Annotated in this window: 11 protein-coding genes; 6 read left to right on the plus strand and 5 right to left on the minus strand. The window is 67.3% G+C overall.

What is annotated here, in order from left to right; all coding sequences use genetic code 11:
- Positions 1-52: 52 nt before the first annotated feature.
- The 3 genes from ACWDXS_RS04590 to ACWDXS_RS04600 all read right to left on the minus strand — a co-directional run bounded on the left by ACWDXS_RS04590 (position 53) and on the right by ACWDXS_RS04600 (position 4419).
- On the minus strand, positions 53-853 hold the full coding sequence (locus ACWDXS_RS04590) for an oxygenase MpaB family protein (protein ID WP_378990132.1): 801 nt from the start codon (positions 851-853) through the stop codon (positions 53-55).
- 361 nt (positions 854-1214) lie between these two features.
- Positions 1215-3005: a hydroxysqualene dehydroxylase gene (locus ACWDXS_RS04595; protein WP_449962017.1), complete on the minus strand. Its 1791-nt coding sequence runs from the start codon at positions 3003-3005 to the stop codon at positions 1215-1217.
- Entirely contained in the window at positions 2998-4419 is a 1422-nt protein-coding gene (locus ACWDXS_RS04600; protein ID WP_449962020.1) for an NAD(P)/FAD-dependent oxidoreductase, read from the minus strand. The genes ACWDXS_RS04595 and ACWDXS_RS04600 overlap by 8 nt, the downstream gene beginning before the upstream one ends.
- Before the next feature lie 204 nt (positions 4420-4623).
- Here ACWDXS_RS04600 and ACWDXS_RS04605 point away from each other — a divergent pair, with 204 nt between their 5' ends.
- On the plus strand, positions 4624-5262 hold the full coding sequence (locus ACWDXS_RS04605; protein ID WP_387444801.1) for a TetR/AcrR family transcriptional regulator: 639 nt from the start codon (positions 4624-4626) through the stop codon (positions 5260-5262).
- Here ACWDXS_RS04605 and ACWDXS_RS04610 read toward each other — a convergent pair.
- Complete coding sequence (locus ACWDXS_RS04610) at positions 5259-6446, minus strand: AI-2E family transporter (RefSeq protein ID WP_449962024.1); 1188 nt, start codon at positions 6444-6446, stop codon at positions 5259-5261. The two genes, ACWDXS_RS04605 and ACWDXS_RS04610, sit on opposite strands and share 4 nt — an antisense overlap.
- Before the next feature lie 133 nt (positions 6447-6579).
- On the opposite strand from ACWDXS_RS04610, the gene ACWDXS_RS04615 reads away from it, so the two are divergent.
- The 3 genes from ACWDXS_RS04615 (at position 6580) to ACWDXS_RS04625 (ending at position 9270) form a co-directional block, all read left to right on the plus strand.
- Positions 6580-7218, plus strand: coding sequence for a TetR/AcrR family transcriptional regulator (locus ACWDXS_RS04615; RefSeq protein WP_379313566.1), 639 nt, complete (start codon positions 6580-6582; stop codon positions 7216-7218).
- Positions 7215-8807, plus strand: a complete 1593-nt coding sequence (locus ACWDXS_RS04620; RefSeq protein WP_378990125.1) for an MDR family MFS transporter — start codon at positions 7215-7217, stop codon at positions 8805-8807. The genes ACWDXS_RS04615 and ACWDXS_RS04620 overlap by 4 nt, the downstream gene beginning before the upstream one ends.
- A 130-nt stretch (positions 8808-8937) precedes the next feature.
- Positions 8938-9270, plus strand: coding sequence for a hypothetical protein (locus ACWDXS_RS04625; protein ID WP_449962029.1), 333 nt, complete (start codon positions 8938-8940; stop codon positions 9268-9270).
- Positions 9271-9331: 61 nt separating this feature from the next.
- On the opposite strand, the gene ACWDXS_RS04630 is transcribed toward ACWDXS_RS04625, so the two are convergent.
- Positions 9332-10090 (minus strand): helix-turn-helix domain-containing protein, encoded by a 759-nt coding sequence (locus ACWDXS_RS04630; protein ID WP_449962032.1) that lies wholly within the window; start codon positions 10088-10090, stop codon positions 9332-9334.
- 84 nt (positions 10091-10174) lie between these two features.
- Between ACWDXS_RS04630 and ACWDXS_RS04635 the strand changes: the two genes are divergently transcribed.
- Together ACWDXS_RS04635 and ACWDXS_RS04640 are read left to right on the plus strand one after the other, a co-directional pair.
- Positions 10175-11599, plus strand: a complete 1425-nt coding sequence (locus tag ACWDXS_RS04635) for an MFS transporter (protein ID WP_449962034.1) — start codon at positions 10175-10177, stop codon at positions 11597-11599.
- 102 nt (positions 11600-11701) lie between these two features.
- Complete coding sequence (locus tag ACWDXS_RS04640) at positions 11702-12538, plus strand: helix-turn-helix domain-containing protein (RefSeq protein WP_387444814.1); 837 nt, start codon at positions 11702-11704, stop codon at positions 12536-12538.
- Positions 12539-12597: the final 59 nt, after the last annotated feature.

The raw sequence follows: 12597 nt of genomic DNA on the forward strand, positions 1-12597 counted from the left end.
TGAAGAGGAAAGGGAATCAAAATGGTGATCAGGAAAGCTGGATCGGATCCGACTACAGCTCCCGGCCCGCACGATGGACGAGACCTGCGCGCCTGTCGGCGCGCGCGGAAGGAACGTAGCGAATCCTGCGCGGTGCTACCGTCGCCGCCATCCGCAGGCCGGTGGCGTAGGAGCGGAACGCGGCCCGATCTCCCGGTCTGGACCGGACGTCGAGCAGTTCCTTGGTGCGAGGGTGGAGCAACTCGCGGACGGCGGCGGATGGCAGGAGTCGCGGGACCCAGCTGGTCGGACGCACGATCTCGGGTGCGAGCGTGCGACCGGCTGGGGTGAGGCGTAACTGCTGTGCGCACACCCGTTCGAAATAGTCGCCGAAACCCGCCCAGTCCTGCGGCATGGCCCGCGCCGACACGCCGAATCGCAGATACCACTCGCAGCACTCCTCGTACAGCCGTTCATGGTCGCGATCCGACATCGGCGCGATGAAGGTGTTGATCGCGACCACCAGCGTCTCCACATAGGTCGCGTGCTGAAAGTGGAACAGGTCCGGATTCAGTGCGTGGAAGCGCGCGCCACGGTCGTCGGTTCCGCCGATGTGCCCATGAATGTTGACCATGCGGTGCTGCTGGTCCCGATCGTGATAGGCCATGTGAACCGTCTGCGACACGGTTCGCGCTTTGTGGTACCACAGCCGCATCGCCATGTGTTCGTCGAGAGCTGTCGCGATGGCCGGGTGCAGAATCTGTAGCCCCACCGCGCGCGGCAGGGCGAGCAGAAATCGTCGATCGCCGACGTATCGGCGAAGCAGCGAGGTCCCTTTGTGTGGTGCGGTGGGCACGGGAGACGGTGTGGTCATGGTCGGCTCCGTTCGAAGGCTGGCAGCTGTCAGAGGCTGTCGAGGGGTGGAGATCGCCATGAATGCGCAGCTGAGCGGCGGGACCGGCATATGGCTCGCCTGCCTCGCGTGGGCGTGATGATCGTGCTGCCAGAGGGTGGCGTAGCGCATCGCGAACGGGGAGCGAAACTCGCGGTGTCGGTCTCCGTGGCCGGGCGACGGCGCAGCCGCTGGAATCCCGCGACGAGGTAGCTCGCCGGCAGACAGCAGGGCATCGTTACCTCATCCGATTCTGGGCGGGCCGCCTCGAATAATTATGGTGCACGCTGACACCACAATGATGTGGTGTCAGCGTGCACCAGAAACTGCGGATGGTCAAGGGTCAGCCGTCGAGCAGGTGAGGTAAGCCGGCGCGAAAGCGGTCCGCGTCGATGGCTTTGGCGGCAGCGAAAGCGGGGAGGGAGACCAGCGGGAAGATCTGGGCGCGCGGACTCGGATCGTCGGCGGCGTCGAGGATGGCGTTGGCCGCCGCGCGACCGGATTCGTTGGCGCCCTCCATGGTGGCCAGGTCGATGTGGTGGCGGACATGATCACCGCCGAAATAGAGGTTGGGAATCGCGCAGTGTGCGTCGGGACGATTGTCGTAGGAGCCGACTGTGTTGACCAGCAGCGGGGTTTCGTTGTGGATGGTGGTTCCCGACCAGGTGATGCCGGGGTCCAGATGCCAGGAGTGGATGTCTTCGTCGCGTAGCCAGTCGGTGCCGGTGTTGAGCCAGGCTTTGAGCTGCGCCCAGGTCTCGATGGCGATTTCGGCGGCGGTGCATTCCTTGGCGGTGCGGCCGAAGTGGATTCCGGGTGTGTCCCAGTCGGAGATGTCGACCGACAGGCATTCCAGCACCGAGCCGTCGCCGTAGGTGGCAGGGAAGTCGCCCACCCACATGGGGGCTTGGCGCAGCGCGGTGAGGGCCCAGGGGGAGCCCAACGCGGCGATGTGTCCCTCGGGGATGTCGGTGGGGCGGCGCAGGTAGTACTGGATGCCGACCATCCAGTCGGTGACCAGGTTTCGCATCCCGCCCAGGCGCGGATCGGCCTCGATGATCGTGTCGTCGAGGAGGTCGACCGCGCGGTCGACCGGCATGGCGCACAGGTAGTGGTCGGCTGTCACTGTCGTGGTCCCACCTGTTCCGCTGATCGTCGCAGCGGCGATGCGACCGCCGGCCATCCGCAATGCGGCCAGGCCCTGCCCCATGACGAAGCGGACGCCGAGCGTGCGCAGGTAGTCGACCCACGGATCGATCCAGGCGACGTTGGTCGGGCGGTTGAGGATTCGGTCGACGCCACCGGAGAACTGCGCAACCGTGCCGGACGCGGCCAGGACCAGCGCCTCGCCGATCGTGCCGATGGTTCGTGCGGAGCTGGTCTGCGGCTTCGCGGCGACGGTGATCCGGGTGAGCGCGTTCACCAGGTACTTCCGGTATGCGGGCGACTTTCCCTCGGCCTGCATGATCTGTTCCCAGGTCACGTATTCCCACTGGCCGAAGCGTCGTTCGGTGCTGGAGGTGAACCACACGAGCATCTGCTTGGCGAAGAACGCCAGCTCGTGTGGTGGTAGGTCGGGGATGAAGCCGAGCGCGCCGATGATGCTGTTCTGCATCAGTTCCGGCGTCAACTGACTCAGTCCACCGAGCTCGACCGGGGCGAAGATCGGCGGCAGGTCCTGGAATCCGGCGACCGTGCCCTCGACCCGCACCAGGTTGTCGAGCACACCGTTCTGGTTGCCGGGGAACGGGATTCGGCTCATCGTGTCGGGGACATGCTGATAGCAGCCGGGGAAGAATCGGAACCCGTGTTCACCCGGCAGATGCTGACGACCGGGCGACGCGGTTCCCGGCACGCCCATGCTGCGGGCTTTTCCGCCGAGGAACGCGGGCTCGTAGACGGTGATGTCGTAGCCTCGCTCGGCCAGCTCGTGCGCGGCACTGAGCCCGGCCATGCCGCCACCGAATATCGCCACCGACTTGCCGCCGGAGCGCAGTAGTGGCGAACGCCGGGCAGTCGTCGCTGCGGCGAAGGCCGGGGGAGTCACGGCTAGTGCGGCTCCGGCGACGAGCCCGGCGCGCAGCGCAGTGCGGCGGGTGATCGGTGCTGACAACGGTGTCGGCTGATCAGGCATGGTGTTCTCCTGGACCTGCGGTGGTGAGGGTGAAAGGTGGGTTCGGTGGTGGGCAGTCATCGGTTGCGTTGCCGCGCAGGGTTGTCCGCGTGGTTCGCCATTCGCTGGTCGAGTCGCGGATCTCGCGTGCCACGTCGACGAGGACGGCGGGCAGATGTGCCCACTGGTGGACCGAGGCGCGGACCGCGAGGCCCAGTGCGCGGGACGGGGTATACAGCTCGGCGGGCCGGTGGGTGCGGGAGAAGATGCCCGCGGTGATCTCCGCCAGTTCCGGGTCGTCGGCGGCGGTGCGGTAGAGCTCGATCTCCAAGGGCCGCAACGATTCACCACGTGCCAGCCGATTCGTCCAGTGGAAGATCTCGCGGCACTCGACGACGCGGCGGCGCTCCCACTCCGACAGGGCAGTGTCGAGAGCCCGCGGGTCGTGGAGAACCTCGTCGACCGACTCGGCGAGCGTGCGTCCATAGTGCAGGGCGTCGCGGATGCCCTGCGCGGTGACGGGATCTTTGAAGTGTCCGGAGTCGCCGGGCAATGCCCAGCCCGGGCCCGCGGAACTCCGGAAGTACGAGGAAATGCCGGTGGCGGAACGGATCCGGCCCACGCGCTCACACCCGCGCAGTCGGCTGGTCAAATCCGGAATCCGGGCCAGGGCCTCGGCGTAGCGGCGTTCCGCCACACCGGGACCGCGTCCGAGGTCGCTGACCGTGGGCGGCTGTACCAGGCTGAGCACCAGGCCGTCGTCGCACGGGAAGGCGGTGCCGAGGTCGGCACCGACACGCCACTGGGCGGCGATGTGGCGGGGAGCGTCGGCGGCATCGCGCCAGTAGGCGAAATAGCAGTCGCGCCCGCTCGGCACGCTCAGAAAAGGTCGTTCGGCGCCCACCGCGCGGGCGATGGTGCTGCGCCGCCCGTCCGCGCCGACAACGAGCGCGGCGCGGATCTCCCGGGTCTGGCCCGCGGCGTCGAGGTATCGCACACCGGCGCACCGGTTCCCGTCCCAGACCACCGAGGTGACCCGGCAGCGCGGCCGCACCTGCGCGCCCGCGTTCACCGCGGTGCGCACCAGCACGGCGTCGAGTCCGGTGCGGCGCACACACATCGCGTAGTCGATGCCGTCGACCGAGGGAAAGCCGGAACCGACACCGTGGCCCGCGGCCTGTGCGTAGGCCCTGGTCAACCGTGGCGCACCGAGTGCTTCGACGGCGGCCAATGCATCGAGGCGCTGGAGCTCGGCCAGCCCGGCCGGCCAGAGCAGGTGGGTGGACAGGGTGTCCGACGGCAAGATGGCGGCGTCGAGCACGACCACAGCGCGACCCGCCCTCGCGAGTGTCGCCGCGGTAGCCGACCCCGCGCAGCGCGCGCCGACCACGACGACGTCGGTCCTTTCGACTGCGGTGACGGGGGAATCGACCATGAAGACCACCTCGGTCACTGAGTCTCGGACAGTGTGTCCGATTGATGATGAGGCGGGCCGTATTCAGGTGTCAATAGCCAACCGGGACAGGGGGATTGCCGCGGCCCCTACCCCCGCCACCACGGCGGCCCGCGGGTCTACGGGCACAATGGGACGCATGGGCAATGCCAGCGCACCCGGTGCGGCATCGGCGACGGATAGCCGATGCCCTCACTGACCCGTGTCCCGCGATCGGCGCGCAAACCCGCTGACGACCGGCGGGCGGAATTCGAACGACGGGTCCTGACCGCGGTCGAAGACCTGCTGGCCGACGGCACGCCGTTCACCGAGATCGCCGTGCAGAAGATCGCCGCCGCGTCCGGGTCGGCGAGATCTACCTTCTATCGCTACTTTCCGGACAAGAGCAGACTGCTGATCCGGATGGCCGAGTTGGCCACCGCCGATCTGTTCGCCGCGGCCGAGATGTGGTGGAGTGCCGAGCACACCGATCAGCAGGCCGGAGTCGTGCTGGCCATGCGCGCGATGATCGGCGGGTTCCGCGACCATCGCTATCTGCTGCTCGCCCTGACCGAAGTGGGCTCCTACGACCGGGAGGTCGGTGCGTACTGGCGTTCCCGAGTGGCGACCTTCGCCGAACTGGTGCGTGCCCGGCTGGCGGCCGAACAGGCGTCGGGCCGCGTCGGGCCGCAGCTCGATCCCCGAGCCACCGCCCTGATTCTCACCTCGATGGTCGAACGCACGATCTCGGTCGCCTTCGCCGCCGAAACCGGTGTGGGCGAGGAGGAATTGGCCGAATCACTCGGTCGCGCGATCTGGCTCGTCATCTACGGGGACGCGCCCTAGTCGCTGTCCTTCTGCGAGACAGCGTCCTCGGCTGCGGCTGCGTCTGTGGTTGCGTGGGCGGAACGTTTGCGGCGCGGTGTCGTCTGATCGATGCGCGGATCCTCGGTCACCGCATAGTGTTTGACGTATTCGGACAGGAACGCCTGCACTGTCGCGGTGGCCGGAATGGCCAACAGCGCGCCGACCGCGCCGAGCAGCGCGCCACCGGCGAGTACCGACAGCAGGGCGATCGCGGCATTGACGTCGACGGTGCGCGCGGTGATCCGAGGCTGTAGCAGATAGTCCTGGAACCACTGGTAGACAACCGCGAATACGATGATCCATACCGCGTCCATCGGGTCGACGGTCAGCGCCACGAAGACCGGAACGATCGCGGCGATGTAGGTGCCGATGGTCGGGATGAACGCGGAGATCACGCCGAACCAGACCCCGAGCGCGATGGGGTTGGGCAGGTGCAGGATCGACAGGAATACCCCGTGCACGATCGCGGAGACGATCGCCAGCAGCAACCGCGAGAACAGGTAGCCGCCGGTCTTGTCGATGGCGAGGTCCCAGGCGTGCAGGAAGGTCTGCTGGCGGGCCGGCGGCAGGAGCGAGCACACCGTGCGCCGCACCTTCGGGCCGCCCGCGGTGAGGTAGACGCTGAACAGCGCGATGGTCAGGACCTGGGCCAAGCCGCCCAGGACCGTGGTCGACACGCCCCAGGCATTGTCGGCGGCGGTGTGCGCGTAGCTCTCGAGCAGGTCTGATTCGCGCAGCAGCCGTTGACTCAGGTCGTGCGTTGTGAAGTGCTGTCCGAAGCTGTGATTGACCCAGTCCACGCCCTCGTCGAGCAGTCGTGGCGTCTCATGGACCAGGTTGGTCGCCGTCTCCACGAGCAGGGTCACCAGTGCGGCGAGAAAGGCCAGCACGCAGAGGAAGGTGGCGACGAATACCAGGCCGGTGGCGAGACCACGCGGCACCCCCCGCCGCACCAGCAGTGCGACGGGCGGCTCCATCGCCAGCGAGATGAAGAACGCGACGAACAAGATGATCAGGATGCCGGTCAGCCGGTGGAACGCCCAGTCCGCGAGCAGGAACAGTCCGAAGAATGCCAGTGCCAGCACCATTGCCCGAGGTAGCCACGTCGGCATTCTGGTTCGCGCGGGCGCCTGCGCAGCGCTGTCCCCGGGGTCGATGTCCACGACTTCCAGTGTCGCCCCGGGGCGGTCCTTTTCCCGGCATCAACGCGGCGTCGACCTGCCCGAAGAGTCGGCCCGCTTCTCGGGCAAATAGTTGCAGTTCCTGAAATATTGCAGTTTGTGCTAATTTATGGGCGTGACTCAGGAGCCGGTCAAACAGGCCGCGGTCGGTCTGCGTGAACAGAAGAAGCAACGGACCCTGCTCGACCTCTGCCTCGCCGCGCGGCGATTGGCGGTCGAGCACGGGCTGGACGCGACGAACGTCGACGACATCGCCAAGGCCGTGGGCGTCTCGCCGCGCACGTTCTTCAACTACTACGAGACCAAGCTGGACGCGGTGGTCGGCCCGATCGGTGAGATCGGTACGCCCGAAGCCAGAAGCGAATTCGTCGCAGGGGGTCCGACCGGTGTGCTCATCGAAGACCTCACCTGGCTGCACGCCGCGGGCTTCCAGCCGGAAAGCGAAGTGCGCGAGGGTATCTCGCTGGTCACGAAACTGGTGATGGCCGAGCCGAGAGTGCTCGCCGCCTTCATCGCCTCCGGCGCCCGGATGGAGGCCGCCATCGCCGAACTCCTCGCGGCCAGGTGCGGGGCCGACGTCGACCCCGAATTCGCCTCGCTCACCGCGGGAATCATGACAACCATCACCACGCGGGCGGCGATGTCGCTGGCCGCGGACCCGAACGGGTCGCTGGCGGCAGCGCTGCACGAGCACTGCGCCATGGCCTCCCGGCTGTTCCGGCCGGACGACAGCACAAGGGAGACGCTCCGATGACCACGACGGCCGACTCGCCGCCCACCCCGATCGTCCTGACGCAGAAGCGGATCTGGCTGATCTTCTCCGCTCTGATCGCGGGCATGTTCCTGGCCAGCCTCGATCAGATGATCGTCGGCACCGCGATGCCGACCATCGTCGGCGAACTGGGCGGTGTCTCGCACATGGCCTGGACCGCCACCTCTTACCTGCTCGCCACCACCATTGTGATGCCGATCTACGGAAAACTCGGCGATATGTTCGGCAGGCGATGGCTGTTCCTGTTCGCGATCACCGTCTTCACCGCCGCGTCGATCGGCGCCGCCGCGTCGACCAGCTTCTGGGAGTTCATCGCGTTCCGCGGTCTGCAAGGTGTGGGTGGCGGCGGTCTGATGATCCTGGCGCAGGCCATCATCGCCGATGTGGTGCCCGCCAAGGACCGCGGCAAGTACATGGCTCCGATGGGTGCTGTCTTCGGCATCACCTCGGTCGCCGGACCGCTGCTCGGCGGACTGTTCGCCGACCATCTCGACTGGCGGTGGTGCTTCTGGATCAATGTGCCGATCGGCATCGCCGCGCTGTTCATCGCCTTCCGCTACCTGAACATCCCCAGCCATCGGCCCAAGTTCCGGCCCGACTACCTCGGCATCGTGCTCATGTCGACCGCGACCACCTTGCTGATCCTGATCACCGACTGGGGCGGCAAGCAGTACGCCTGGGGCTCGACGGTGATGGTGTCGATGATCGCCGCTCTCGTCATCGTGGTCGCGGCCTTCGTGTTCGTCGAGTCGAGGGCCGAGGAGCCGATGCTGCCGCTGTGGCTGTTCCGCAATCGCACCTTCGTGCTCACCTCGCTGATCGGATTCCTCGTCGGCCTGGTGATGTTCGCGGCCATCGGCTTCATCCCGACCTACCTGCAGATGGCCAGCGGTACCTCCGCGTCGGTGTCGGGTCTGCTCCTGATCCCGATGATGATCGGCATGATGCTCACGCTGATCACCTCGATGAACGCGATCACCAAAACCGGTCGCTACCGGGTGTACCCGCCGATCGGCGCCGCGCTGATCGGGATCGACATGCTGTGGCTGACCCGCCTGGACGCCAACACCTCGATGTGGCTGGTCTCGGCCATGCTGTTCGTGATGGGCGCCGGCCTCGGCCTGATCATGCAGATCATCGTGCTCGTGGTGCAGAACGCGGTGGCCCCCGACCAGATCGGCACGGCGACCAGCGCCAACAACTACTTCCGTGAAATGGGTGGCGCGCTGGGCATCGCGATCTTCGGTTCCATCTTCACCGGCAGGCTGACCGAGAACCTCACCGGCGCGTTCCAGGCGAACTGGCAGGAAGCGGCGGCGGCGAAAATCGATCCGAGCGCACTGATTCCCTCGGTGGTCAAGAACCTGCCGGACAACCTGCACGACGCGATCGTCAGCGCCTACGTCGACGCGCTGGTCCCCGGGTTCTGGTACCTGATCCCGGGTGCGGTGCTCGCGTTCGCGCTCGCGTTGTTCATCCCGCATCTGACACTGTCCGACGAAGCGGGAATGGTCGCGCGTGGTGAAGCGGTGATGGCCGAGACCGAGCCGGACCTGGTCAAGGAGAGCTGAGCGGGCCGCCTGCCGATCCGGCCGATGCTGCGGCGAATGTATAAGGCCCGCTATCGATTTCGGTAGGGCGGCCTTATCATTCAGGTCGGACACCGTGCGACGTCGCAGCGCCGATCAGAGGAGCGAGTCAGTGACTACCTATACCGAGCAGTGGTCGGAACTGTTCGGAATGACGCTCGACGACTGGCTGTGCACCGGGACCGTGAACGAGGTGCATCCGGACCTGAGCTGGGATCGGGTGCGCCGGTACGCGGTGGCGGAGATGAACAAACGGCTGGCGGACAGCTGGAGAGCCGGCGTAGACGAGGCGGGGACGATCAGTAGCGCCTCGCTCGCGCTCTTCGACGAGGGGCACATGAAAGCGATCGCGACCGAGGTGCGGGTCGCGACGATCGACAGCGTCGCCTGGATGTCCCAGCTCAGCGTCAGACGTCCGGTGGACGGGTCCACCGGAGGCAGCTGACGGAGTGCGGCAGGGGCTGCCGATCACCTGTTGGTCGTGGGGGGCTTCAGGGCTGTTCGGCTCAGCCGTCGAGGTATCGCCGCGGCGATGTGCCGACCGTTCGGCGAAAGGCCGCGAGAAACGCACTGGCGGTGGCGTATCCGACGGTGTGCGCGACGAGGAAGACGGGGCGGCCGTCGGCCAGCAGTGGCAGCGCGGCCTGGATTCTCGCGTGGGTGCGCCAGCGGTCGAAGCTCATCCCGGTGTCCTGCACGAACAATCGGGTGAGCGTGCGACGGCTCACGCCGACGGCCCGGGCGTGGGCTTCCAGGCTGCGCGGGTCGGCCGGGTTGTCCAGTAGCGCGTCGGCGACTGTGCGTACTCGTTCGTCGACGGGGTGGGGCACGTCGATCGGCGTCGCGGGCAGCGGCTGCAACAGGTCGAGGACGACCGCCTCGGCGCGGAGCCGCTGATCATCGGCCAGTGTGCTCTGGGCGAGGTGCACGATCAAGTGGGCCAGCAGGCCGTCGACGCGGACCGCGGTGGGTTCGGGCCAGTCCAGCGCGCAGCGGTCCGGTTCGAAATAGAGGCTGCACAGCACGGCGTCGCGGCTCGCGCCGGTCTTGTGCGCGACTCCTGCGGGCAGCCATAACGCGCGGGTCGGCGGCACGATCCAATGCGCTTGTCCTACAGCGACTCCGAGTACGCCGCTGCGTGTCCAGGCCAGCTGGTGCTGGGGGTGGTAGTGCTCGTGGGTCCACTGTCCGGCCGCGAGCGGGAAGCTGCCGACGACGATCGCGCCCACGCCCGGGGGAGCGGGTTCGAAGGCGGGTTCGGGCACATTCCGAGTCTATGTCCTCAATGCGCTATCAGTTGGCCTGGTGACGTCTAGCGGCCATCTGTCTTCGCTGCCTACCGTCGATGCATGACTTCGATCTCTACGGCGGAATCCGGCTCGGGCGCAGATGTGGCTCGGCGCCGGGCTGTGCTGATCGTGCTCTGCCTGGTCCAGTTCATGTTGAATCTGGACGACAACGTGGTCAGTGTCGCGCTGCCCACCGTGCGCGACGACCTCGGATTCACCACCGCGGGTCTCGCGTGGGTGGTGAACGGCTACATCCTCGCCTTCGGCGGGTTCCTGTTGCTGTTCGGCCGAGTGGCCGATCTCCTGGGTCGGCGCCGGGTGTTCCTCAGCGGCGTAGCCGTTTTCGGCGTGGCGAGCGTGTTGTGCGGGCTCGCGCAGGAACCGTGGCAGTTGGTGGCGGGGCGATTCGTCCAGGGCACAGGTGCGGCGATGGCGAGCCCGGCCGCGCTCGCGCTGCTCACTCTGCTCTATCCGGGTGCGGGCGAACGCGCCAAGGCGATCGGCATCTGGGGGGCGACGGCCGCGGTGGGCGCCACATCCGGGCTGGTGATCTCCGGGGCTCTGACGGGGTTCGCTTCGTGGCGGTGGATTTTCCTGATCAACGTCCCGGTCGTTGTCGTGGCCTCGGTGCTGCTGCCACGGTGGGTCGCGGAGAGCCGGAGTGGACCACGTACGCGGGTCGATGTCGTGGGAGCGGCCCTCATCACCGGCGCACCGGTGCTACTGGTCTACGGCTTGCTGCGCGCGTCCGAAACCGGTTGGGGCGAGCTCGGTTCCACGATGGCGATGATCGCTGCGGTCCTGCTGGCGGTCGCGTTCGTGATCGTGGAGCGGCGCACCGAAGAACCGCTGGTTCCGTTGTCGTTCCTGGCTTTTCGGCCACGAGCGGTGGCCAATGGCGCGACCCTGCTGTTCTCCGCCGCCTTCTACGCGATGGCCTTCCTGTTGATGCTGCACCTCCAGACCGTTCTCGGCTACGGACCTTTCATCGCGGGTCTGGCGTATCTGCCTTTCGGGGCGGGGATTCTGGCCGGGATGTGGGTGTCGTCGCGGGCGGTGAACCGGCTCGGTGAGCGTGCTGGGCTGGTGACCGGACTCCTTGTCAGCGCGGTGGGCCTGGTGCTGATGTCGGGCATCGACGGCCACGACAGCTACGCCTCGGGGGTGCTGCCCGCCCTGCTCGTCACCAGCATCGGCTGCGGGATGAGCCTGCCCGCGTTGGCGGTCACCGGCACCACCGAGGACAACGCCGGAATCGGCTCCGCCGTCCTCAGCTCTGTCCAGCAACTCGGCGGCGCACTGGGTTTGGCGATCCTGGTGACGCTCGCCACGCGTCGCGGTGACTCCTCGGCCGGCTCGATCGACGCTCGGCAGGCCGCGACCCAAGCGTTCTCCTATGCCCTGACGATCGCCGCCGCGCTGGTCGGGCTCGCTGCGGTGCTGATCGCGACGATGCTGCGCAATCACACTCGAGAAACCGAATAGTTGTATCGTGGTGTGCGAATAGGTACTCCAGGGCGGAGGGGAGGAGGCGCGGTGGGCGACAATGTGGAGCCTGTCGATGCATCACCGCCCACACAGCGCGTCGTGTCCGTGCTGGAACTTCTCGCCGACGCGGCTGAACCGCAGACCTCGGCGCAGATCGCCGATTGCCTCGCGCTGAGCCGGTCGACGGTCGGCAACGTGCTCTCCGCGCTGCGGGCGCGCGGGTGGGTCACTCGCCGCGGTGATCTGACCTACGAGTTGGGTCCCGCGTTCCTGCGGACCGCCGAGCGAGAACGAAGCAAGCTCGCCGAGGACTCGTCGTTGCACGCCGCCCTGCAGGGCCTGGCGCAGGACGTGGATTGTGGTGTCGCACTGGTTGTTGTCGACGGCGCCGAGATCCTGTTCAGCGCCGTCGTCGAGAACCGTGGACGAATTCCCGCCGGAATCTCGGTCGGCACCAGATTGCCGCTCATCCCGCCCGCCGCGGCGACGATCGTGGCCCATTCCGCCGACCTGATCCGGCAACCGTGGCTGGCGGCTGCCGAGCCGCAAGATCGCGTGAAATTCGAGCGGCTTCTGGGCGACATCCGCGTCGTCGGCGCCGCGGTCTGGGGGGTCGACTCCCGCAGCGTCGCCACCCTCGATGTCCTCGCCGACGTCGTCGACCATCTCGCCCACGATCCGGTCAGCCGAACGCTGCGCGAACGGGTGCTCGCGCTGCTCGGGGAGATCAGCGGCACGGCTTATCGTCCTGCCGAACTCGACACCGATGTGGCACTGCCGATCAGTTACGTGTCGGCGCCCGTCTTCGGCTCCGGCGGGGATGTGCTGGCGGAGCTGATCGTCGGCCCGATGCGGGCCGCGGTGACCAGGGCCGAACGCGACCGTTACCTGGCCGCGGTGATCGCGGCAGCGAAAGTGATTCCCGGCCTGCGTTGACCGCCACCGAGAGCTTGTGATCATCGACGCCACCGCACGGGTAGCGCGTTCGGTCCACG

This window comes from Nocardia sp. NPDC003183, assembly GCF_053590715.1.